The 22,878-nt window shown below is 68.3% G+C and carries 22 protein-coding genes and 1 riboswitch; of the genes, 11 read left to right on the top strand and 11 right to left on the bottom strand.

The window, feature by feature from the left end; genetic code table 11:
* Positions 1-24: 24 nt before the first annotated feature.
* Positions 25-1,845 (bottom strand): phosphomethylpyrimidine synthase ThiC, encoded by a 1,821-nt coding sequence (gene thiC, locus ABZX90_RS30855; protein WP_355210261.1) that lies wholly within the window; start codon positions 1,843-1,845, stop codon positions 25-27.
* A riboswitch (TPP riboswitch) is annotated at positions 1,838-1,994 on the bottom strand. (Overlaps the previous gene by 8 nt.)
* A 71-nt stretch (positions 1,995-2,065) precedes the next feature.
* Between thiC and ABZX90_RS30850 the strand changes: the two genes are divergently transcribed.
* A complete protein-coding gene (locus tag ABZX90_RS30850; RefSeq protein WP_351132986.1) occupies positions 2,066-3,559 on the top strand; it encodes a YibE/F family protein in 1,494 nt (497 codons plus the stop codon).
* Positions 3,560-3,641: 82 nt separating this feature from the next.
* Here ABZX90_RS30850 and ABZX90_RS30845 read toward each other — a convergent pair whose 3' ends face one another.
* The 4 genes from ABZX90_RS30845 to ABZX90_RS30830 all read right to left on the bottom strand — a co-directional run bounded on the left by ABZX90_RS30845 (position 3,642) and on the right by ABZX90_RS30830 (position 6,165).
* Entirely contained in the window at positions 3,642-4,079 is a 438-nt protein-coding gene (locus ABZX90_RS30845; protein ID WP_351132984.1) for an SsgA family sporulation/cell division regulator, read from the bottom strand.
* A gap of 99 nt (positions 4,080-4,178) precedes the next feature.
* Positions 4,179-4,937, bottom strand: a complete 759-nt coding sequence (locus ABZX90_RS30840; protein ID WP_355210392.1) for a helix-turn-helix domain-containing protein — start codon at positions 4,935-4,937, stop codon at positions 4,179-4,181.
* Positions 4,938-5,471: 534 nt separating this feature from the next.
* Positions 5,472-5,684 carry a DUF5326 family protein gene (locus tag ABZX90_RS30835; protein ID WP_351132982.1) on the bottom strand — a complete coding sequence of 71 codons (213 nt, stop codon included), beginning with the start codon at positions 5,682-5,684 and terminating at the stop codon, positions 5,472-5,474.
* 163 nt (positions 5,685-5,847) lie between these two features.
* Positions 5,848-6,165: a cupin domain-containing protein gene (locus tag ABZX90_RS30830; protein ID WP_261703765.1), complete on the bottom strand. Its 318-nt coding sequence runs from the start codon at positions 6,163-6,165 to the stop codon at positions 5,848-5,850.
* An 81-nt stretch (positions 6,166-6,246) separates the two neighbouring features.
* Between ABZX90_RS30830 and ABZX90_RS30825 the strand changes: the two genes are divergently transcribed.
* The 5 genes from ABZX90_RS30825 to ABZX90_RS30805 all read left to right on the top strand — a co-directional run bounded on the left by ABZX90_RS30825 (position 6,247) and on the right by ABZX90_RS30805 (position 10,114).
* On the top strand, positions 6,247-6,630 hold the full coding sequence (locus ABZX90_RS30825) for a phage holin family protein (protein ID WP_351132978.1): 384 nt from the start codon (positions 6,247-6,249) through the stop codon (positions 6,628-6,630).
* Between the two features lie 9 nt (positions 6,631-6,639).
* Positions 6,640-7,131 carry a low molecular weight protein-tyrosine-phosphatase gene (locus tag ABZX90_RS30820; protein WP_351132976.1) on the top strand — a complete coding sequence of 164 codons (492 nt, stop codon included), beginning with the start codon at positions 6,640-6,642 and terminating at the stop codon, positions 7,129-7,131.
* The gene (locus ABZX90_RS30815) at positions 7,128-8,327 is read left to right on the top strand and encodes a cystathionine gamma-lyase (protein ID WP_355210255.1); all 1,200 of its coding nucleotides are present in this window, start codon (positions 7,128-7,130) and stop codon (positions 8,325-8,327) included. The genes ABZX90_RS30820 and ABZX90_RS30815 overlap by 4 nt, the downstream gene beginning before the upstream one ends.
* Positions 8,328-8,542: 215 nt before the next feature.
* Positions 8,543-9,448 carry a LysR family transcriptional regulator gene (locus tag ABZX90_RS30810; RefSeq protein ID WP_351132972.1) on the top strand — a complete coding sequence of 302 codons (906 nt, stop codon included), beginning with the start codon at positions 8,543-8,545 and terminating at the stop codon, positions 9,446-9,448.
* A gap of 183 nt (positions 9,449-9,631) precedes the next feature.
* Positions 9,632-10,114 carry an NUDIX hydrolase gene (locus tag ABZX90_RS30805; RefSeq protein WP_328554571.1) on the top strand — a complete coding sequence of 161 codons (483 nt, stop codon included), beginning with the start codon at positions 9,632-9,634 and terminating at the stop codon, positions 10,112-10,114.
* A gap of 22 nt (positions 10,115-10,136) precedes the next feature.
* Here the strand turns inward: ABZX90_RS30805 and ABZX90_RS30800 are convergent, their stop codons facing one another.
* Positions 10,137-11,891 (bottom strand): globin domain-containing protein, encoded by a 1,755-nt coding sequence (locus ABZX90_RS30800; protein ID WP_355210251.1) that lies wholly within the window; start codon positions 11,889-11,891, stop codon positions 10,137-10,139.
* Between the two features lie 405 nt (positions 11,892-12,296).
* The gene (locus tag ABZX90_RS30795; protein ID WP_351132968.1) at positions 12,297-12,929 is read right to left on the bottom strand and encodes a haloacid dehalogenase-like hydrolase; all 633 of its coding nucleotides are present in this window, start codon (positions 12,927-12,929) and stop codon (positions 12,297-12,299) included.
* Between the two features lie 160 nt (positions 12,930-13,089).
* Here ABZX90_RS30795 and ABZX90_RS30790 point away from each other — a divergent pair, with 160 nt between their 5' ends.
* Positions 13,090-13,956: a GNAT family N-acetyltransferase gene (locus tag ABZX90_RS30790; protein WP_355210248.1), complete on the top strand. Its 867-nt coding sequence runs from the start codon at positions 13,090-13,092 to the stop codon at positions 13,954-13,956.
* 104 nt (positions 13,957-14,060) lie between these two features.
* Here ABZX90_RS30790 and ABZX90_RS30785 read toward each other — a convergent pair whose 3' ends face one another.
* Positions 14,061-14,483, bottom strand: a complete 423-nt coding sequence (locus tag ABZX90_RS30785; RefSeq protein ID WP_351132965.1) for a heme-binding protein — start codon at positions 14,481-14,483, stop codon at positions 14,061-14,063.
* A 99-nt stretch (positions 14,484-14,582) separates the two neighbouring features.
* Complete coding sequence (locus tag ABZX90_RS30780) at positions 14,583-15,791, bottom strand: MFS transporter (protein WP_355210245.1); 1,209 nt, start codon at positions 15,789-15,791, stop codon at positions 14,583-14,585.
* A gap of 142 nt (positions 15,792-15,933) precedes the next feature.
* Here ABZX90_RS30780 and ABZX90_RS30775 point away from each other — a divergent pair, with 142 nt between their 5' ends.
* Complete coding sequence (locus ABZX90_RS30775) at positions 15,934-16,422, top strand: MarR family transcriptional regulator (protein WP_351132961.1); 489 nt, start codon at positions 15,934-15,936, stop codon at positions 16,420-16,422.
* Between the two features lie 9 nt (positions 16,423-16,431).
* Positions 16,432-16,884 (top strand): GNAT family N-acetyltransferase, encoded by a 453-nt coding sequence (locus ABZX90_RS30770; protein WP_351132959.1) that lies wholly within the window; start codon positions 16,432-16,434, stop codon positions 16,882-16,884.
* Between the two features lie 115 nt (positions 16,885-16,999).
* On the opposite strand, the gene ABZX90_RS30765 is transcribed toward ABZX90_RS30770, so the two are convergent.
* Complete coding sequence (locus ABZX90_RS30765; protein ID WP_355210241.1) at positions 17,000-18,385, bottom strand: serine hydrolase domain-containing protein; 1,386 nt, start codon at positions 18,383-18,385, stop codon at positions 17,000-17,002.
* Between the two features lie 335 nt (positions 18,386-18,720).
* Between ABZX90_RS30765 and ABZX90_RS30760 the strand changes: the two genes are divergently transcribed.
* The gene (locus ABZX90_RS30760) at positions 18,721-19,287 is read left to right on the top strand and encodes a dihydrofolate reductase family protein (protein WP_355210238.1); all 567 of its coding nucleotides are present in this window, start codon (positions 18,721-18,723) and stop codon (positions 19,285-19,287) included.
* Positions 19,288-19,410: 123 nt separating this feature from the next.
* On the opposite strand, the gene dnaB is transcribed toward ABZX90_RS30760, so the two are convergent.
* Entirely contained in the window at positions 19,411-20,877 is a 1,467-nt protein-coding gene (gene dnaB, locus ABZX90_RS30755) for a replicative DNA helicase (protein ID WP_351135294.1), read from the bottom strand.
* Positions 20,878-21,336: 459 nt separating this feature from the next.
* Between dnaB and ABZX90_RS30750 the strand changes: the two genes are divergently transcribed.
* On the top strand, positions 21,337-22,674 hold the full coding sequence (locus tag ABZX90_RS30750) for an MATE family efflux transporter (protein ID WP_355210235.1): 1,338 nt from the start codon (positions 21,337-21,339) through the stop codon (positions 22,672-22,674).
* The last annotated feature ends 204 nt before the right edge of the window (positions 22,675-22,878 follow it).

The raw sequence follows: 22,878 nt of genomic DNA, 5'->3' as shown, positions 1-22,878 counted from the left end.
CGGACCGCGCCCCTGTGGAACAGCTCAGTCGGCCAGCGGCAGGTAGACGCGGTTGCCCGCCTCCGCGAACTCCCGGGACTTCTGAAGCATGCCCTCGGAGATCTCCTCCGCGGAAGCGCCTTCGGCCGCGTCACCGCCGAACCGCTCGTTGATGCTCTGGCTGATCTTCATCGAGCAGAACTTCGGCCCGCACATGGAACAGAAGTGAGCCGTCTTGGCCGGTTCGGCAGGCAGCGTCTCGTCGTGGAACTCCCGTGCCGTGTCCGGGTCGAGAGCCAGGTTGAACTGGTCCTCCCACCGGAACTCGAAGCGGGCGTCGGAGAGCGCGTCGTCCCAGTCCTGTGCTCCTGGGTGCCCCTTGGCGAGGTCGGCTGCATGGGCGGCGATCTTGTAGGTGATGACGCCGGTCTTGACGTCGTCACGATTGGGCAGGCCCAAGTGCTCCTTGGGCGTGACATAGCAGAGCATGGCCGTGCCCCACCAGGCGATCATCGCGGCACCGATGCCGGAGGTGATGTGGTCGTACGCCGGCGCGACGTCCGTCGTCAGCGGGCCGAGCGTATAGAACGGAGCTTCATCACAGATCTCCTGCTGAAGGTCGATGTTCTCCTTGATCTTGTGCATCGGGACATGTCCCGGGCCTTCGATCATCGTCTGTACATGAAAACGCTTCGCGATCGCGTTGAGTTCCCCGAGAGTCCTCAACTCCGCGAACTGTGCGGCGTCGTTGGCGTCCGCGATGGAACCCGGCCGCAGGCCGTCGCCGAGTGAGTAGGTGACGTCGTACGCGGCGAGGATCTCGCAGAGCTCCTCGAAGTTCTCGTACAGGAACGACTCCTTGTGGTGCGCGAGGCACCAGGCCGCCATGATCGAGCCGCCGCGCGAGACGATGCCGGTCTTGCGGTTCGCGGTGAGCGGCACGTACGCCAGGCGCACGCCCGCGTGGACCGTCATGTAGTCCACGCCCTGCTCGGCCTGCTCGATGACCGTGTCCTTGTAGATCTCCCAGGTCAGCTCCTCGGCACGGCCGTCGACCTTCTCCAGCGCCTGGTAGAGCGGCACCGTGCCGATGGGGACGGGGGAGTTGCGGAGCACCCACTCGCGCGTGGTGTGGATGTTGCGGCCGGTCGACAGGTCCATGACCGTGTCGGCGCCCCAGCGGGTCGCCCAGGTCATCTTCTCGACCTCCTCCTCGATGGAGGAGCTGACCGCGGAGTTGCCGATGTTGGCGTTGACCTTCACCAGGAACCGCTTGCCGATGATCATCGGTTCGATCTCCGGGTGATTGACGTTCACGGGCAGCACCGCCCGGCCGGCGGCGATCTCCTCGCGTACGACCTCGGGGTCGACGCTCTCCCGGATCGCCACGAACTCCATCTCGGGCGTGATCTCGCCACGTCGCGCATAGGCGAGCTGGGTGACCGCCTGCCCGGCGCGCCCCCGGCGCGGCTGACGCGGCCGCCCGGGGAAGACCGCGTCGAGGTTGCGCAGTCCCCCACGCGGGGCCGTGTGCTTGATCCCGTCGTCCTCGGGACGGACGGGACGGCCCGCGTACTCCTCGGTGTCTCCGCGGGCGATGATCCAGTTCTCGCGCAGCGGCGCCAGCCCCCTGCGCACATCGGTGTCGATGGTCGGATCGGTGTACGGGCCGGAGGTGTCGTACAGCGTCACGGACTGCCCGTTGGTCAGGTGCACCTGCCGGACCGGCACCCGTAGATCGGGACGCGTACCCCCGACGTACCCCTTGTGCCAGCCGATGGACTTCCCGGCCTCGCCGTCCAGGGACGGAGAGGAAGCTCCGTCCGTCTGGCTGGAGGCAGGCGTGCTTACGTCCTTGTTGGTCATGAGACCTACTCCCTACGCCGGCATTACCCGGTAACAGGTTCAGCGGTCGACGCAGCGGCTTCCGTTCGTCGATGTTTCATGTGAAACATCGCGAAGACGGAGGTCAGCGCCCTCTCAGCCCGGTGCTCCGAGCTCCCGCGTGTGCAAAGGTGCCCCCACGCTAGCGTCATATTTGGCGCGGTGAACAGAGGGCCCTTGCCGTTCTTGCGATGATCGGTCGGTGACAACGACCCCGCAGTCCCCGTTCCCACCGTCCGAGCCGCCGCGCCGTACGGGCTCCGACGACGGCCAGGGACATGGCTCTGGCACCGGACACGGGCACGGTCATGGCCCGGACGGTGGCCATGACGGTGCCGACGGCGGGCACGGGCCGCGCCCGGCAGGCGGGCACGGCGAAGGTCTGGGAGGCGGGCACGGGCACTCGCACAGTCACGGCCCCGCCGCGCCGGTCTCCAAGCACCTGCGCAAGGTCATCGCCGCGGTACTGATCCCCTTCGCCGCCGCGGTCGTCGTGGGTCTCGTGGTGCTGTGGCCCGGCGGCGCCCCCTCCCACGAGCGCACCGGTGTCGGCTTCGACCGGCAGACCCAGCAGGCGACCGTCACCACGATCGACCAGGTGGACTGCAAGTCCGTGAACGCCTCGGGGGAGACCCCGACGGGCGACACCTCCACCGCCGAGGGCTCCTCCGCCCAGCAGCAGGCGACGGGTGAGTGCAAGAAGGCGACGATCCGGATCGACACCGGCAAGGACAAAGGCCGCACGTTCACCGAGATCGTTCAGCCGGACCAGTCACGGCAGTTGCACCAGGGCGAGAAGGTCGTCGTCGCGTACGAGCCCTCCGCCCCCAAGGACCTCCAGTACTCGGTCACGGACGCGAACCGGAAGCTGCCCCTGACGCTGCTCGCCGGGATCTTCGCCGTGGTCGTCGTGGTGGTCGGCCGGATGCGCGGCGTCATGGCACTGATCGCCCTGGCCATCAGCTTCATGATCCTGAACTTCTTCATCCTGCCCGCGATCCTTCAGGGTTCGAACCCGCTGGTCGTCGCCGTCGTAGGGTCCAGCGCGATCATGCTGATCGCGCTCTACATGTGTCATGGCCTGTCGGCCCGGACATCCGTGGCGGTGGTCGGCACCCTGCTCTCGCTGGTGCTGATCGGCATCCTCGGCTCCGTCTTCATCGACTGGGCCGTACTGACCGGCAACACCGACGACAGCACCGGCCTGATCCATGGGCTGTACCCGTCCATCGACATGAGCGGTCTGCTGCTGGCCGGAGTCATCATCGGTTCGCTCGGTGTTCTCGACGACGTGACGGTGACGCAGACGTCCGCGGTCTGGGAACTGCACGAGGCGAACCCCACGCTGGGCCGGCGTGGCCTGTACCGCGCGGGCATCCGCATCGGCCGCGACCACATCGCGTCGGTCGTCAACACGCTCGTCCTGGCGTACGCGGGTGCCGCGCTGCCGCTGCTGCTGCTCTTCTCGATCGCGCAGAGCAGCGTGGGCACCGTCGCCAACAGCGAACTGGTCGCCGAGGAGATCGTGCGCACCCTGGTGGGCTCGATCGGTCTGGTCGCCGCGGTACCGGTGACGACCGCGCTGGCCGCCCTGGTGGTCGCCGCGGACCGTGAAGGGCCCGCGACCGCCCCCGCGGCACCCGCAGGTGCCAGGACACCGGCACGGAGCGGGAAGGGCCGTCGCCGCAAACACTGAACCGTCCGCCGGAAGCGCCGAAACCATCCGGCACGCACGCCCCTTGAGAGGAAGCGTTACTCCGCTCGGGGGTTCCAGGGCTTCAGCCCGCGCTCTGCTCCTCGGCGAGGATGCGGTCGAGCGCTTCGTCGAGAGACGTGTCGAAACCGGCGAGGGAGCGCTCCTGCCCGAGCGGCACCAGCTTGTCGGTACGGTCGAGGAACGCGACGAGCGGCGCGGCCCCGGACCGGAACAGTGCGTGATCGCACCCGACCTGAAGCCGGATCAGCACCTCGCCGAACGCCTCGGGGTCGGCCGGAGCGATGTGGACATCACCGTCACCGCACGGCCTGCCCACCCCGTCGATCAGCAGCTCCCGCCCGAACGCCCAGGTCACAGGCGCGTCACCGGGCAGGTGGAAGGTCAACCGCACGGCATACGGATCACAGGTCTCGTATCGCAGCTCCACCGGAATGCGGAAAGACAGCTCCTCGGACACGAGGAAGCTCATCATGACCTCTGCCTGCACCGACTCGCGCATCGCCTACCCCGTCGTTTGCCATCGACTGGCCAGGAATCGTTCCCCTGACACTGCGGAAATATTGCTCACCGTGCACACAGGATCACAAGGAGTGAGTTTTCAGATACTGATAGAGATGGCGAGTGTCCCTAGAAGCCTGCCGATTTCGCTCTGCAACTTCCGTGCCGCGGGCAGCAGTCGGTCGACCTGGTGGAAAGGGAGAGAAATGGCCATGGCCGCGGCGGTACTGCCCGCGGTGATCGGGATCGCGGCGCAGACCGTGCCCAGCGCGTACTCCTGGCGCTCGACCACCGGTTCCATCCGCCCCGTCCTTTCCAGGCGCCTCAGCAGACGGTCCTTGTCACGCACCGTGTAAGGGGTGATCGACTGCACCGGGTAGCGATCAAGGTGGTCTCGCCGGGACTTGTCGTCCAGCTGGGAGAGCAGGCACAGGCCGATCGCGTGGGCGTGCCCGGTCTCACGGAAGTCGGCCCATTCCTCGACGGCGGGGTTCGCGGCGGAGTCGGCGACACACATGACCTCGATCTCGCCCTCGCTGTAGATCGCGTAGTACACGGGTGCGCCAATCGTGTCGCGCCATTGCGCGAGCATGTCACTCACCGTGCTGCGACGTTTCTGATGGGCTCCGCTGCTACTCAGCCGCTCGGCGGCCTCGCCGAGGAAGAACAGCCCTCTCTCCCGGCGCAGATAGCCCTCGTGAACCAGGGTGCGCAGCAAGTGGTAGGCGGTCGGCAGCGCGAGTCCCGCCTCCCGGGCGAGCTGCTTGGCGGGTGCGCCCTGCTCGCGCGCGGCGACGGCCTCCAGCAGACGCATCGCCCGCTGCACCGAGCCGATCAGCGTGGTGGGGTGGGAATCCAGAGAGGCGGCTTCGGGCTCCGCGGGAGGAGTGCGGGCGAGCCGTGCCGTCCCGGGCACCGGGGAGCGTGGACCTCGAGTCACCGACGGCTGCGTGGGCCCGGTGAGCCCCTCCTCCGGCAGGGTGCGCCGGGTGGGGGATTCCGCCGTCGGAGTCCGTGGCGGCGTCAGCTCCCCCGGCGAAGCCGGCGAAGTGCGTGACAGGGGCGGCTCCCCCGGCGAAGTACGCGGCTGCACCGGTGGAACGCGTGCCGCCGCAGGCGCGCCCGCTCTCCGGAACGGTGGAGCGATCAATGGTGCGGGTGCGGTGTCAACCGTGGCCAAGGGGCACTCCCGAAGCGCGAGGAGGACCGCCCGTGCGGGGAAACACGGGAGGGGGCTGTGCGCTGTCCGCGGGAGTCGACCCCGCGTCGAGTTCCGGACTTTAACCGCCAGTCACCGCTCGCATACGGCCTCGCCGGAAAACTTCCCTCGCCCGAGGGAACCTTGGGTTCCCTTTCCCCTTTCGCCGTTACCTCCCGCTCACCCTCTCGCGCCTCACCAGTCGCTGCGCGACGACGAACTCGACATGAACTTCCGCACGATGTAGATCAGCCCGCCGACCAGCGCGACGAAGACGAGCACCTTGAAGAGCAGGAGGACGACGAAGCCGACGACGCTCGCTATCAGACCGCCGAACACCACCAGGGCGATGACCGGCACCGCGACCCACTTCACCCACCACGGCATACCGTTGAAGATCTCTCGCATCGCCCTGTCCTTACCTCTCCTCGCCCGTGGCCCCAACACCGGGACACCGATTCCGGGTTCTCTTATGTCTTGCATCCGATGCTAGGTCGCAGAGGGGCCGTGTGGCGGCCGCGCACCCCTTGTCCTCCCCTGACCGTCCCCCTAGGGAACCCTGAGACGCAGGTCAGCTCTCGGGCGGAGAGAACACCACCAGGACCCGCAGATCCTCCGTGATGTGGTGGAACTTGTGGGCGACTCCGGCGGGTACGTAGACGACACTGCCCCGTGCCACCTGGGTGGTCTCCAGGCCGACCGTGATCGAAGCCCGTCCGCTCACCACGAAGTACACCTCGTCCTGCGCGTGCGGCTTCTGCGGGTCGAGGCCGCCCGCGTCGAGCGCGTACAGCCCGACCGACATGTTCCGCTCGCGCAGAAACTGCAGGTATGCGCCGTCGTTGGCGGCGCGTTCCGCCTCCAGTTCATCCAGCCGGAATGCCTTCATCGCCCTCGTCCGCTCTCGTGCACGTCAGGCTGTGTCCACAGCCCCTTCTTGCCAGTCGATCTCTCTGCCACGATCAGACACATGAAGAATTTCGTAGTCAAGACGCTCGCCAACGCGGGGGCCCTGGCCGTCGCCGTCTGGCTGCTCGACAAGATCACCCTGACGGGTGACAGCACGGGCAAGAAGATAGGCACGCTCCTCCTCGTCGCACTGGTCTTCGGACTGGTGAACTTCCTGGTCAAGCCACTCGTGAAGGTACTGACCTTCCCGCTCTTCATCCTCACGCTCGGCCTGATCACCCTTGTGGTGAACGCCTTGATGCTGCTGCTCACCTCATGGGTCGCCGACAAGCTCGACCTGAGCTTCCATGTGGAGGGCTTCTGGACCGCCGTCCTGGGCGGCCTGATCATCTCCGTCGTCTCCTGGGCGCTCAATGTCGTCCTGCCCGACGGCGACAACGACTGAGAGAGGCCTATGTCCTACCGCGTCTGCTTCGTCTGCACCGGCAACATCTGCCGCTCGCCGATGGCCGAGTCCGTCTTCCGCGCCCACGTGGCGGAAGCCGGACTCGGCGAGCTGGTCGAGGTCGACAGCGCGGGCACAGGCGGCTGGCACGAGGGCGACGGCGCGGACGAGCGCACCGTCGCCGTGCTGGAGGCAGGCGGCTACGAGAGCGACCACGCGGCCCGGCAGTTCCAGGCCTCGTGGTTCTCCCGTCTGGACCTCGTCATCGCCCTCGACACCGGCCATCTCAAGGCCCTGCGCCGCCTCGCGACCAGTGCCGAGGACGCCGCGAAGGTCCGGCTGTTGCGGTCGTACGACCCCGCCGCGGGCGACGACCTGGACGTCCCCGATCCGTATTACGGACATATGGAGGGCTTCGCGGACTGTCTTGAGATGGTGGAGGCGGCGAGCCCCGGTCTGCTCGCCGCGGTACGAGAGCAAGTGGAGGGACGAGCGGCATGACGTCAGGGGATTTCGTCACGGCGAACAGTGAGGGCACGGGCCCGGCGGGAGAGAGCGACGGCACACGCGCGACGGTGCCGGGCGACGGCACACGGGCGGTGCGCGCCGGACTGCCCGATCCCGTCAAGTACGAGCCGACGCTTCCCGGCCCGGTCTTCGCCGCGCACTTCCATCTGCCCGGTGAACCCACCGGCCCGTACACCTACGGCCGCGACGAGAACCCGACCTGGACGCTCCTGGAGCGAGCCATCGGCGAGCTGGAAGCACCCGGTCAGGACTCCGTCGAAACGCTCGCCTTCCCCTCGGGCATGGCCGCCGTCTCCGCGGTGCTCTTCTCCCAGCTGCGCGCCGGCGACATCGTCGTCCTGCCCGACGACGGCTACCAGGTGCTGCCACTGGTGCGCGAGCAACTGACCGCGTACGGCATCGAGGTGCGCACCGCCCCCACCGCCGGCGATGCCCAGCTGGAGGCGCTCGACGGCGCGAAGCTGCTGTGGATCGAGACGCCGTCCAACCCGGGTCTCGACGTCTGCGACCTGCGACGTCTCGTCGCTGCCGCTCATGCGCAGGGCACGCTCGTCGCCGTCGACAACACACTGGCCACCCCGCTCGGGCAGCGCCCGCTGGAGCTGGGCGCCGACTTCTCCGTGGCCAGCGGCACCAAGATGCTCACCGGACACGGCGACATCCTCCTCGGGTACGTCACCGGGCGCGACGCCACTGTCATGGCTCCCGTACGACGCTGGCGGAAGGTCGTCGGCGCGATCCCCGGCCCGATGGAGGCCTGGCTGGCCCACCGCTCCCTCGCCACGCTCCAGTTGAGGGCCGACCGGCAGACGGCCAACGCCAGGGCGATCGCCGAGGCCCTGCGGGATCGGCCCGAGGTGACGGGGCTGCGCTACCCGGGGCTGCCCGACGACCCCTCGCACAAGATCGCATCGCAGCAGATGCGCCGCTTCGGATGCGTGGTGTCCTTCACGCTGCCCACGCGCGCGCGTGCCGAGCGTTTCCTCGACGCGCTGCGCCTGGTGGACGACGCCACCAGCTTCGGCGGGGTGCGGTCCACAGCCGAGCGGCGCGGCCGGTGGGGCGGGGACGCCGTCCCGGAAGGCTTCATTCGCTTCTCCGCCGGCGCCGAAGATCCCGAGGACCTGGTGGCGGACGTGCTGCGGGCCCTCGACGCATCCTCGGAGTAGGGCGGCCGGGGCGGCTGGATCAGTACCCCCGCTACGTACAACGGACGGTCCGAGCCTCCCCCCTCGTGGCTCGGACCGTCCCGGTTCCGCGCGCGAAGAACCGCGCGAACAAGGCTAGTTGACTCTGTGTCAGTGTCCAATCACCGTAGCGACAGAGACCTATCGACTTATTTATAGTTGGGGCTCGCGCGGGGTGCTGGAAGGGGAGGGGCACCATGGACTTGGCCTTGCTGCGCACTTTTGTGACGGTGCACCGCTCCGGTTCCTTCACTCGTGCCGCCGCGCTGCTCGGACTCTCGCAACCGGCCGTCACCTCGCAGATCCGCACACTGGAGCGGCAATTGGGGCGGCCCCTGTTTCTGCGCCAGGCCCGCGGGGTGACCCCCACGACCATCGGCGACGAGCTCGCCCACAAGGCGGCGCCCCATCTCGACGCTCTCGTGGAGATAGCCGAGACCGGCCTCGACGAGGACTCCTCTCTTCGCACACTGCATCTCGCGGGGCCCCCGGAGTTCACCGCGGAGCGCGCGTTGCCCGCTCTCACGGAGCTGACCGGCGACGACGGCCAGGGCTTCGCGCTGCGCGCCTCCTTCGGCAACGCGGAGGAGACGCTGGAGGGGCTCGGCGCCGGACATCATGATCTGGCCATGACGACGGCCCGCCCACGCGGTGCGCTTCTCACCGCGACTCCGCTCTGCGACGAAGAGCACGTCCTGGTCGCAGCCCCTCGCTGGGCCGCCGAAGTCGGCCCGGGCAAACTCCGCCGCAAGGGCGCCCACGCACTCGAGGACCTCCCCATCGTCGAGGTCCACGAGTCGCTGCCGCTCGTCGCCCGCTACTGGGCCTCCGTCTTCGACTGCCGCCCCGCCGCCTCCGGCACGGTGGTCGTCCCGGATCTGCGAGCGGTCCTCGCCTGCGCCTCCGCGGGCGCCGGCCTCGCCGTCCTGCCCAAATACCTCTGCTCCGATGCCATCGACCGCGGAGACGTGGTGGCGCTCCTTGACCCACCGGTGCCTCCGCTGCGTACGTACTTCCTTGTCGTCCGGACCGGAACCCTGGCGATGCCGCACATCGCCCGGGCTCATGAATGGCTGCTTCGAGCCGCCGCCGACTGGAGCTGAGACCGGCGCGGGCCGGAACCAGGACACGAGGCCGCAACGCCCGCTGCGGAGGACCGGAGGGCAGCGATTCGGGCGTCGGCCGCTCCCGCCTTCCCCGTGCCCCAGGAAAGTCTTCAGAGCGATTCACTCGGAATCGCGGCCGCCTGATGTTTCACGTGGAACCAGCCGGGCCACATTTCTCCCATGACCGTCCGACCCGTGGTCAAGCGCACCGCCCGCGCCGTTCTGCTCGATGGTGACGACCTGATCTTGATCAAGCGCACCAAGCCCGGCGTCGATCCCTACTGGCTCACACCGGGTGGCGGGGTCGAACCGGAGGACACGACTGTCGTCGAGGCACTCCATCGTGAGGTGCACGAGGAGCTCGGAGCCAAGATCATCGATGTGGTGCCCTGCTTCGTCGACACCGTCGAGCACATCGGCGACGACGGGGGCGCGACCGGTGTGAAGGTCCAGCACTTCTTCGTCTGCCGGCTGGAATCCATGGATCCTGCCCTGCGGCACGGCCCGGAGGTGGACGAGCCGTGCGGTGAGTACGAGATCGTCCGCGTCCCGTTCACCCGGGTCGGGATCGCCTCCGTCCACCTCGTACCGCTCTCGCTGAGGCACTATCTCGACGGGAACATCGAGGGCGTACGGGCCATGCACGCACCTGACCTGGGCTGACGCGGAGCGTAGCCGCTGTGGGTCAGTCGCCTGTCGCGACGAGTTCTTCCACCGAGTCGTGGCGGATGCGGTCCGACGGGATGCCGATGTCCCTGAGTGCGTCGACACCGTTGCGGATCATGCCGGGCGGCCCCGAGAGATACGCGTCGTACTCGTTCCACGGCCCGTACTCGCGTACGACGTCCGGCAGCTGGAGATGGGCCTGCTGGTCGACGACGGGCCGTACCGCGAGCCAGGGGTGGCTCTGCTGGAGCCGCAGCATGGTGTCGATGTCGTAGAGGTCGTGATCGGTGCGAGCCCCGTAGAAGACCTCGACGGGGCGGCGCTCCCCGTGTTCGGCGACGTCCTCGACCAGAGCCTTGATGGGGGCGATGCCGGTGCCGCCGCCCAGACAGAGCAGGCCGCTGTCGGTGGTGTGGTCGACGGTCATCGAGCCGGACGGCGGCCCGAGCCGGATGACATCACCGGGCCGGGCACGGTGCACCAGCGCGTTGGAGACCCAGCCGGCCGGAACCGCCTTCACATGGAGCGTCAGCAGCCCGTCCGAGCGGGGCGCCGAGGCGAAGGAGTAGTGCCGCCAGATCCGTGGCCACCACGGTGTCTCCAGGCTTGTGTACTGGCCGGCGAGGAACGGGTACGGCTGGTCGGGCCGGACCGTGATGACCGCGACGTCCGGCGTCCTCAGGTCGTGGGACACCACTTCGGCGAACCACCAGGGCGGAGCGCGCAGCTCGTCCGCGGAAGCCGCGTCGATCATGACCTGGGAGATCGTCGTGTACGTGCGCACCCAGGCCGCCTCCGTCTCGGCGTCCCAGACCGCCGAGGCGAACCTGCTGAGCGAGCCGATGAGGCATTCACCGACGGCCGGATAGTGCTCGGGCCGGGTGCCGTACTTGCGGTGTCCCCGGCCGAGGTTCTGCAGATACGCGACGAGGACGTCGGTGTTGTCGATGTGCTCGGCGGCGGTCAGCAGCGCTTTGAGCAGTCTGTCGCGCTGGGTGTCCATCGCGGCGGGGAACAGCGAGCGCAGCTCCGGGTGGCGCACGAAGAGCAGCGCGTAGAAGTAGGAGGTGACCTTGTCGGCGATGGGACCGACCTCGGCCATGGTCCGGCGGATCAGCACAGCGTCGGGGGACGCCGTGGGGGCGGGAGCGGGCTGCCGGCCTGTCAGAAGCGGCTCAGGGCGGGCGTCAGGCCGAGGAGAGCCGTGGTGGGGCCCTGGCGACCCGTGCTCGGGCGCGGAAGCCTGTGAGGGCCGCGGAAAGCCGGCCTCCGTCTGTCCGGGGCCCGACGCGGGTCGTACGGCTTCGTGGGCGGGCTCCGGCTCGAAATGCCGTGCCTCGAACCGTGTTGGTGGATGGGAGCGCTTCTCGGGAGGTACCGGCTCCGCCGGCACGGGCTCCGAAGGCTGTGTTCCAGGAGGCGGAGCCTCCTGGGCTCGCGTCTCCGCGGAGCCTTCCCCAGGGGGTACCGGTGCCGCCCCACGACGCGCCATGAGCGCCTCCACGAACGGGGATATTCGTTCCTGCTCCGGTGTTCCCTGTCCAGGGGCCGCTTGCTCAGGGGCGGCTTGCCCGGGTTCCCCCCGCGCCGCGGCCGACCGGCCCACCGGGCGCATCGCGGCCAGTCGACGGCCGTCCGATGGCCCCTGGTCACCGCTGGGAGTCGGCGGCTCCTTGTGCGGCGTGAACCAGCCGCCCCCGCCGTTGCCGCCTGAAGTGCCGTTGTCGGCCGACGTGGTGGTCGGAGCGTCCATGTTCTGCCTCGCCTCGAACATCTTTCGGTCGGTCTGCGCACCTCCGCGATCGGAAGATGCCTGCTTTCCCCCGCAGACGGTTTGCTCTCTTTCCCGGTTCGGTCCCCGTCGCCCCCATGCGGCCCTATTGAAGCCGGAATCCCGCCCTGTACGGACAAGCAAGGCGAGAAGGTGACACGGGCCGCAGCGATCTCGTCGAGCATCCCACTCCGGGTCAGCGCCCGGTCGCATAACAGAAAACGCGGGTCTTCGATCTCTCCGTCCCGTTAGGCTGCTTCGGCCTGCGTTGCGGTCGCCCGCGCCACCAAGACACGCACACATCTCGGCGGACACGAACCGGAGTCGACCATACCGGCAGCGGCTCTCGGCACAAGTACCTCTCCCTCACGGCGAATGAGCGGGGAGCCTCACGGCCAATTGCCTCAATTACCGGGTGCGGCACACCAATTGATAGGCAGCCCACAGGTCCTGTCCCACGTAGGAGTGGGTGGCGAGGTCGCGCAGATGCCGGTCCGCGTTGACCGCTACGGACACCGGCACAGCGCGGAAAAGATCCTTGTCCGAGAGGGAGTCGCCATAGGCGACACAGTCGGTTCGACTCACCCCGAACTCTTCACAGAGCCGGTCCGCGATCTGCACCTTTGCCGCGGCATTGAGAACGCCCGCGGGATCCACCGGCTCCGCGAACGGCACGGCGGGAAAGCGCGAGCCATGGGCCGCGTGCGCTCCCCACGCCATCAGGCGCTCCACAAAGAACGAGGGCGACAGCGAGACGACCGCGCAGTAGTCGCCGTTTCCCCGGATCTCTCTCCAGACGTCTTCGATTCCGGACATCCATGGCGCTCCCTCGAAAGCCGCGGTCACATGCGCATCGGTGAGTTCCGTCCACAGGGCATGCACCCCCGTCGCATACTCCGGAGGTCCTATGACCCCGGCGGAGATGGCCTTTTCGAGCGCCATGGTCTCGGTTTCCAGCCCAAGTTGCCGGGAGATCTCCAATGGTGCGGTGCTGCCGTGGAGCAGCGTGCCGTCGAGATCGAAGAGATGAAGTCGCGCCATGTCCGCCGAGGCTACTGCGGTAGCCGATGCCGAGGGGCGGAGGTTTCACGTGAAACGACTGTCAGCTCCCTGCGGAATGGTGCGGCACCTGGCCAAAAATGGAGAGGGCTGACGGGAAAGCGGTGGACGGCAGGGGCCTCTGTCGGACAGCCTGACCAGCGTGTCGACACCATCCCTTGACGCTCTGCCCGTTCGTCGTCTGACCCCTCGCGACCTCACCGCCTGCGCCGACTTGTCCGAGAACCGTGGCTGGCCCCGTGAGGAGCACAAGTGGGGCCTGCTGCTCACTGCGGGCACCGGGTACGGCATAGATGACCCCGCCGGGGGTCTCGTCACCGCGTGCGTGGTGACCGAATACGGACCGCGCGAGCGCCCCGAACTGAGTGCGATCGGCATGGTCCTCGTCGCCGAGCGCCACTCCCGCCAGGGGGTCGGCCGTCGTCTGATGCGGCACCTCGTCGAGGGGTTGGGCACCACCGCTCTGACCCTGCACGCGACCGTGCACGGGCGCCCGCTCTACGAGGAGTTGGGATTCAAGGTCACCGGCCGGGCCGAGATGGTCCGGGGAGTCTTCACTGCTGACCGCCTTGAGCCCGAGGTCTTCACCCGCCCGGCCACAGCGGAGGACCTCGCCACCGTCCTCCAGCTGGACGAAGAGATCTTCGGCGCCGACCGCACCCACATGATCACGCGATTGCCGGCCTTCTCGGACCAGTTGCGCGTGGCCGAGGACAACGGCCGGATCATCGGCTACGCGGCCGCCTGGCCCAACATGACCGACCATGTCATCGGCCCACTGATCGCCCGGGACACAGAGACCGCGAAGGCTCTCGTCTCCTCACTCGCCGCCCACACCGACCGCCCGCTGCGCACCGACGTCGACGTGCGGCACGAAGAGCTGCTCGCCTGGCTGAAGGAGCGCGGGCTTGCCTCCGTCGCCTTCAACGCGGTCATGACGTACGGAATCCTGGAACTGCCCGGTGACTGGACCCGCCGCTTCGCGCCTCTGACGGTGGCCGCCGGCTAGGAGCTGTCCGGCTTCCACAGAAGAAATGCCTGTCCCCCGGAACGCGTGGGGAACAGGCATTTCTGAGCTGTCGTACGTCGGACGTGCGCCGCGACTACCGAGCGTCAGACGAGCGACGCGACGGCGGTGACGGCGAAGCCGTGATCCTGGTCGGGCATGCCGCCACCGACTCCGATCGCGCCGATCAGACGGCCGTCGCGGTGGACCGGCACGCCGCCCGCGATGAACAGCAGGGGGCGGTCCAGCGCGGTGGGCAGGGTGTGGAAGAGACCGCCGGGCTGCACCGCGTCGACGAGATCGGCGGTGGCCGAGTTCAGCTGGAGTGCGGTGTAGGCCTTGCGCGTGCTGGTCTCTCCCGAGATCAGCACGGCCTGGTCGTCCCGCCGGAAGGCGAGCAGGTGACCGCCCGCGTCGAGGACGGTGGCGCTGATCCGAACACCGGCGGCTTCGGCGGCACGACGGGCCGCGGTGACGAGAACCTCGGCGTCCTCAATGGTCAGGGGGGCAACGGCGGTGGTGGTGCTCATCAGGGGTTTCTCCTTGTGGGGGCGTGCTGTTTCGAGTGGGGAAGCGCTGGGTCGAGACGGTGCGGGGACGGCCCTGTCCCCGCACGGACCCGATTCCGGTCAGTGGTGGACGGCGGTCCGCTGTTCGGCGGGGGTGCCACCGGCGACCACAGCGCCGGGGAGAGCCGTGCGGCGCTCCAGAGCGGCCGAGAGGACGGCCAGGACGAGCGCGCTCGCGGCGAGAACCGCACCGACCCAGTTGGGAGCGGTGTAGCCGAGACCCGCCGCGATGACGAGGCCGCCGAGCCAGGCCGAGAGGGCGTTGCCGAGGTTGAAGGCGCCGATGTTCACGGCCGAGGCCAGGGTGGGTGCGCCGTGTGCCTGGTCGAGAACGCGCTTCTGCAGAGGAGGCACGGTCGCGAAGCCCAGACCGCCGATCAGGGCGATCGTGACAGCCGCCAGGATCTTGTTGTGCGCCGTGACGGTGAACAGGGCGAGCACGAGGGCAAGTCCGCCCAGAGAGACGTACAGCATCGGCATCAGCGCGCGGTCGGCGAACCTGCCGCCGACCAGGTTCCCGCCGACCATGCCGAGGCCGAAGAGGACCAGGAGCCAGGTGACGGATCCGTCGGCGAAGCCCGCGATGTGCGTCATCATCGGCGCGATGTAGGTGATGGCCGCGAAGACACCGCCGAAGCCGAGCACGGTCATCGCCATCGCGAGCAGGACCTGGACGTTCTTGAAGGCGGCCAGCTCGTGGCGCAGGCGCACGCCCTCGGGCTTCGGCATCTCCGGAACCAGCTTGGCGATGCCCAGCAGCCCGATGACACCGAGCGCGGCGACTCCGGCGAACGTGACGCGCCAGCCGGCGGACTGTCCGATCAGCGTGCCCAGCGGGACGCCGACGACGTTGGCGATGGTGAGCCCGCTGAACATCATCGCGATGGCGCCGGCCTTCTTGTCAGGAGCGACCAGCTCGGCGGCGGCCACCGACCCGATGCCGAAGAAGGCACCGTGCGCGAGGGAGGCGACCACCCTGCCCACGAGCATCAACCAGAAGACCGGAGCCACGGCGGAGATCAGATTGCCGAGGACGAACAGACCCATCAGCACCATGAGCATCCGCTTGCGGGACACCTTCGTGCCGATCGCGGTCATGATCGGCGCGCCGATCACCACACCGAGGGCGTAGCCGGTCACCAGCAGTCCGGCGGTGGGGATGGAGACGCCGAAGTCTCCGGCGACCTCGGGCAGGACGCCCATGATCACGAACTCGGTCGTTCCGATTCCGAAGGCCCCGATCGCGAGGGCCAAGAGCGCGAGAGGCATGGTGGGGTACACCTTCCAGGGGAGTGCAGGAGCGCTTTACCTGCGCCAACAATAGTTGCAGACGCGGGCTATACGCAACAGCGGGCTATTGCGCCCGTGCTCTATCCTGGTTTTCAGCCGCTCCGGGACGGAGGAAGACGCCATGACAGCCACGGACCCCGCGCTCACCGCCCTCGCTCAGGGATGGTGCGCCCTCTCCCTGCTGCACGGGAGGATCGAGGCCCATATCGAGCGGGCCCTGCAGGCCAAGCACGGACTCAGCGTGCGCGAGTACTCCCTGCTCGACGTGCTCAGCCGACAGCACGACGGCGACGGCGGTCATCTCCAGATGAAGCAGGTCGCGGACGCGGTCGTCCTCAGCCAGAGCGCCACCACGCGACTGGTGACCCGCCTTGAGGACCGAGGGCTGCTCGCCCGCTACCTCTGCCCGACCGACCGGCGCGGCATCTACACGAATGTCAGCGAGGCAGGACTGAAGCTCCTCGCCGAGGCGCGACCCACCAATGACACCGCCCTGCGCGAGGCGCTCGACGACGCTGCCGAGGTCCCCGAGCTGGCACCTCTGGTCCGGGTCGTGGAGTCGGCGAGCGTGCCCGGACATCCCATGCCTTCCGTGGGCGTGCCCTCGTAGGGTGCGTTCATGGCAGATCTTGAGATACGAGCCGCGGTCGCCGACGACGTGCCCGCCATCGTCGCGATGCTCGCCGACGACCCGCTGGGCGCCCAACGGGAATCGCCCGACGATCTGACCCCGTACCTGGGCGCCCTGGAGCGTCTGAGCGGTGACCCGAACCAGCACCTGGTCGTCGCCGTACGCGAGGACCGCGTCGTCGGCACCCTGCAGCTCACCGTGATTCCCGGACTGTCCCGCAAGGGAGCGACGCGGTCCGTCATCGAGGCCGTACGCATCCACGCCGACGAACGCGGCAGTGGTCTCGGGACTGAGCTCATCGAGTGGGCGATCGAGGAATCCCGCCGCCAGGACTGCCACTTGGTCCAGCTGACTTCCGACGCCACCCGCACCGACGCCCATCGCTTCTACGAGCGGCTGGGCTTCGAGGCCTCGCACATCGGTTTCAAGCTCCCCCTCTGACCCGGGCCACTGTCCCCTGTCGCCGGCTCCCCATCAGCTGCCGCACAGCACTTCTCCGTACAGCGGGAGGCGGCCTGTTTCACGTGAAACAGGCCGCCTCCCGATCCGGTGTCGCCTACTGGACGCCTCGCCAACCCTCAGGGTCCACTCCACCCGGCACAGGGGCCTCCTCGTCGTACGGCTGGCGCGTGAACACGAACGACCCGAGGTCCAGATGGCTCACGGAGCCGTCAGGCCGCCGTACGGGCCGCAGAAGCTCGCCCGCGTAATAGCCGTCGAGCCCCGTCCACGTCCCGTCACCGTTCGCCCGGAACCGGGCAGCCCGGCCGACACCCGAGAGCGGGCCCAACTCGAGCCCCCCACCGGCCGGCAACCGCAGCCCGAAGGCTTGAGTCCCCCAGTACCACTGACCCGCCAACTCCAAGACGCTCTGGTCGGCTTCGGTCATCGGACGCCAGGGTTCGGGGATCCGTGGCTCTGCCTCCGCGACGATCCGCACGAGATCGGCGGCGACGGTGGACACGGGCGGCCCCGAGGTGCAGTTGGACAGCACCACCGCCGCCACGTCGTCCTCCACGTCGATCACCAAGCCGGCGAGGAAGCCCGGCAGGGAACCAGAATGTCCTACGAGGGTTCGGCCGTCACGGTGCACGATCTGCAGGCCGAGCCCGTAGGAGGTCCCCGCAGCCAGCTCCGCGGTCTCGGGCGGCGCGGCAGGCGCACGCATCTCCCTTACGGACTCCGCGCTCAGCACCCGGTCGTCCCCTCGGGCGAGGAAGACGGCGAAGCGGGCCAAGTCTCCCGTGGTGGACCACAGTTGCCCGGCCGGAGCCATCCGTCCGAGGTCCTCCGCGGGCTCGGGCATCATCGCGTCCGCCCAGGGGTGGACAGCCCATCCCCCCGCGTGTGGCGCCTGCGGGTGACCGCTCGTACGGTGCAGGCCGAGCGGTTCGAGGACCTCGCGGCGCAGAACCTCTTCCCAGGGAGCGCCTCGCAGCTCCTCGACCAGCGCCCCGAGCACCGTGTAGCCGGGGTTCGAGTAGTGGTGCCGGCGGCCGACCGGATGCCGGAAGGGTTGTTCGCCCAGCACGTCGGCCAGTGCGGGACGCAGCGAACCGGGTGTGCGCTCCCACCACGGCGCGGGCGACTCGGCAGCCAACCCTCCGGTATGCGCGAGCAGTTGGGAGATGGTGACCTCCCCCGCACCCGTGCCGGGCACATGCTTCTCCACCGGGTCACCGAGATCCAGGACGCCCTCGTCGCGCAGCCGCAGTACGAGCACGGCGGTGAAGGTCTTGGTGATGGAGCCGATCCGGTACTGCACGTTCTCGTCCGGTCCGTGACCGTCCACCGAGGTCCGCGCCCCGTTCCACACCGCTTTCCCACCCCGGACCACCGTCGCGACGAGCGACGGTGCCCGCCCCTCGCTCTGCGCGACGGCGATACGGTGCAGCAGGGCTCGGCGCGTGCCGGGAAGCAGATCATCCTGGGGTGTCGTCATGACACCAGTCCACCCGCCCTGCCGCCGAACGTCGAGTGGATTAACCCGAAGCGGCCCCGCAGGGCTGTAGGGTCTCGCCGCTCGTGACATGTCGATCTTGCGTGACCTGGGCGTTCTTGGCTGTCTCACGGCCTTGTCACCCATGATCAGTCTCAAATCCGTGGCATTTCCTCGCGAGGGCGAGGTCGAGATCAGGCGGCTTGCCCGCGTCGGCCGAGTACACCACGCTGAGCCCCGAGCACGAGGACTACCGGCGAGCCCAGATCGCGTACCGATTAGTTTCCCGCGCCGCGCCGGTCTGTACGCGCGAGACCCACTCACGGAAGGCTGGCGCCATGCGGAAACTGATCTACGGCATGAACCTGACCCTGGACGGCTACATCGCCGCGGCCAGCGACGACATCGGCTGGAGCGGACCGCCGAGCGACGAGCTGTTCCAGTGGTGGCTCGACCACGAGCAGGCGAGTGGCCTGTCGCTGTATGGGCGCAAGCTGTGGGAGACGATGAGCTCCTACTGGCCGACCGGCGACCAGCAGCCCAACGCCACCCCGGCGCAGATCGAGTTCGCGCGGAACTGGCGAGACACGCCGAAGGTGGTGTTCTCCTCGACGATCGACAAGGTCGACTGGAACACCCGCCTGGTCACCGGCGACGCGATCGCCGAGATCACCCGGCTCAAGGCCGAGGACGGCGGCCCAATGAACATCGGCGGCGCAACGCTTGCCGGGGCGGCCATGCGCGCCGGGCTGATCGACGAGTACGTGATCGCCACCCATCCGGTCCTGGTGGGCTGCGGCACGCCGTTCTTCACCGCGCTGGACAGCTGGGTGAACCTGAACCTGGTGGAGACGCGGACGTGTCCCGGTGGCGTGGTCCTGACCAGGTACGAGACGAGGCGCTGAGCAGCAGCACTCACGCGCTGGTCTCACGGTGTCGTATACGACATCGGTACGACACGGCCCGTGAGATTACGACATCAGCCGCGAGACCCTCCATAACCCGAAGCGGCCCCGCAGGGCGCCGGATCAGGTCTGTGCCATGTCCACGAAGCGCGAGTAGTGACCCTGGAAGGCCACCGTGATCGTGGCCGTCGGGCCGTTACGGTGCTTGCCGACGATGATGTCCGCCTCGCCGGCGCGGGGGGACTCCTTCTCGTACGCGTCCTCGCGGTGGAGCAGGATGACCATGTCCGCGTCCTGCTCGATCGACCCGGACTCACGCAGGTCGGAGACCATGGGCTTCTTGTCCGTGCGCTGCTCGGGGCCACGGTTGAGCTGCGACAGCGCGATGACCGGCAGTTCCAGCTCCTTGGCCAGCAGCTTCAGGTTTCGCGACATGTCGGAGACCTCCTGCTGACGGCTCTCGGACCGCTTGCCGCCCGACTGCATCAGCTGCAGATAGTCGATGACGACGAGCTTCAGATCGGCGCGCTGCTTGAGGCGGCGGCACTTGGCGCGGATCTCCATCATCGACAGGTTCGGCGAATCGTCGATGTAGAGGGGGGCGGCCGAGACATCCGGCATACGGCGGGCGAGCCGGGTCCAGTCCTCGTCGGTCATCGTGCCGGACCGCATGTGGTGCAGGGCCACGCGCGCCTCGGCCGACAGCAGGCGCATCGCGATCTCGTTGCGGCCCATTTCGAGCGAGAAGATCACGCTGGGCATGTTGTGCTTGATCGAGCACGCCCGTGCGAAGTCCAGGGCCAGCGTCGACTTACCCATGGCGGGACGAGCCGCGATGATGATCATCTGTCCGGGATGCAGGCCGTTGGTCAGCGAGTCGAGGTCGGTGAAGCCGGTCGGTACGCCGGTCATCTCCCCCGAACGCGATCCGATCGCCTCGATCTCGTCGAGCGCGCCCTCCATGATGTCGCCGAGCGGCAGATAGTCCTCGGTGGTGCGCTGCTCGGTGACCGCGTAGATCTCTGCCTGGGCGCTGTTGACGATCTCATCGACATCGCCGTCGGCCGCGTATCCCATCTGTGTGATGCGCGTGCCCGCCTCGACCAGGCGGCGCAGGACCGCGCGCTCGTGCACGATCTCCGCGTAGTACTCGGCGTTCGCCGCGGTCGGGACCGTCTGCACAAGCGTGTGCAGATACGGTGCTCCGCCGACCTTGGTGATCTCGCCCCGCTTGGTGAGCTCGGCCGCGACCGTGATGGGGTCGGCCGGCTCGCCCTTGGCGTACAGGTCGAGAATCGCTCCGTAGATGGTCTCGTGCGCCGGCCGGTAGAAGTCGTGGCCCTTGAGCACCTCGACGACGTCGGCGATGGCGTCCTTCGACAGGAGCATGCCGCCGAGGACGGACTGCTCGGCGTCGAGGTCCTGCGGCGGTACCCGTTCGAAGGACGAACCGCCGCTTTCCCATGATCCGTTGTCCCGGTCGTGCTGCTCGTCGCGGCCACGGCCGCCGCTCCCACGGCGGGACGGGGGCAGACGATCGCTGGGCCCAGTGTCCGCCCAGGGGTCGTCCAAGGGCTCGGAAATACTCACCGAGCCACCTCCTCCCGTCCGCAGAGCGGACCTAGCAGTGCCTTTAATTTCTACGGCACGGCACTGACAACTGAGCTACCCAACTCCGGTTCTCACGCGTCGGTTTTGCGTGGTTTCCGAGGACGGAGGAAAGAACGGGCGCCGCACCACGTTAGGCCCGCAGGCACCGTCAGCCAATCTGGTTATCCACAGGCCATGTGGACGACGGCCCCGATGCTGTGGAGAACTCCACAAAACCTGTGCACGACCCGGTGGACAGGCCTGTGAACAAGCCCTCACCTCTTCCAGAGAACTCACTCTGACCTGCTGTTTTCCCGTCCACCGGTTGTGCAGAAGAAAAACTTTCCCAGTCGGATCAAGATCGCTGCAAACGGTGCACCGTGACGCACCGCACCCGACACAGAGTAAGGGTCCTATGCACATTGCATCTCTTACCTGTGGAAGATTAGATTGGTGCTCATGACACAGGCTCCCGCGGCGCCCATGGCCGCCCGACGCCGGCACGACCGAGAGATCGTCGCGCTGGCCGTTCCGGCCTTCGGCGCACTCGTCGCCGAGCCTCTCTTCGTGATGGCCGACAGCGCCATCGTGGGCCATCTCGGCACGGCGCAACTGGCCGGACTCGGTGTCGCCTCGGCCCTCCTCATGACAGCCGTCGGAGTCTTCGTCTTCCTCGCCTATGCCACTACGGCCGCGGTGGCCCGCCGAGTCGGTGCCGGCGATCTCCGCGCGGCGATCCGCCAGGGCATGGACGGCATCTGGCTCGCCCTGCTCATCGGCGCGGCCGTCATCGCCGTCGCCCTGCCCACGGCACCCTCCCTCATGGAGTTGTTCGGCGCCTCCCACACCGCCGCCCCGTACGCGACGACCTATCTACGGATCTCGGCATTCGGTATCCCCGCCATGCTCGTCGTGCTGGCCGCCACCGGAGTACTGCGCGGACTCCAGGACACAAAAACCCCGCTGTACGTCGCCGTCGGAGGCTTCGTCGCCAATGCGGTCCTCAACGTGGTCCTCGTCTACGGCGCAGACCTCGGCATCGCCGGCTCCGCCTGGGGCACCGTCATCGCTCAGTGCGGCATGGCCGCCGTCTATCTGTTCGTCGTCATCCGCGGAGCCCGGAAGCACGGCGCCTCCCTGCGGCCGGATGCCACCGGGATACGGGCCTGCGCCCAGGCCGGCGCCCCACTGCTCGTCCGTACGCTGTCGCTCCGGGCCATCCTGCTGATCGCCACGGCAGTCGCCGCCCGACTCGGGGACGCCGACATGGCGGCGCACCAGATCATCCTGTCGCTGTGGAGTCTGCTCGCGTTCGCGCTCGACGCCATCGCCATCGCGGGACAGGCCATCATCGGGCGCTACCTCGGCGCGGACGACGCCCAGGGTGCCCGTGAGGCATGCCGGCGCATGGTGCAGTGGGGACTCGTCACCGGAGTCGTACTCGGTCTCCTGGTCATCGCGGCTCGCTCCCTGTTCCTTCCGCTGTTCAGCAGCGACTCGGGCGTACAGGACGCGGCGGTGCCCGCTCTGGTGATGGTGGCCCTCGCCCAGCCGATCTGCGGCATCGTGTTCGTCCTGGACGGCGTACTCATGGGTGCGGGGGACGGGGCATACCTGGCCTGGGCCATGCTGCTCACACTGGCGGTCTTCGCCCCCGTCGCCCTACTCGTTCCCCTTCTCGGTGGCGGACTGACCACGCTCTGGGGAGCGATGACGCTGATGATGGCGATGCGGATGCTGACCTTGTGGCTGCGCTCCCGCTCGGGGCGCTGGATCGTCACGGGCGCGACGCGCTGACACACGCCGACCGTTTCACGTGAAACGAGGGTTTCACGTGAAACGACGAGCCGCGCCATCCACGGAAAAGCCCCGAGGGCACGCTTGCGAAACGCAGAAGGGCCGCACCCCTAGGGGATACGACCGTGATGCATGCCGACCGCAAGATCCGTGCGCTGATGGCCGAGCGCCGCTCCATCTACAACCAGGTCACCGAGCTCACGA

The organism is Streptomyces sp. NPDC002935, assembly GCF_040611295.1.
Classification (GTDB): Bacteria; Actinomycetota; Actinomycetes; order Streptomycetales; family Streptomycetaceae; genus Streptomyces.
The sequence above is the reverse complement of the archived record's forward strand: the minus strand, read 5'-3'. Positions and strand labels throughout refer to the sequence as shown.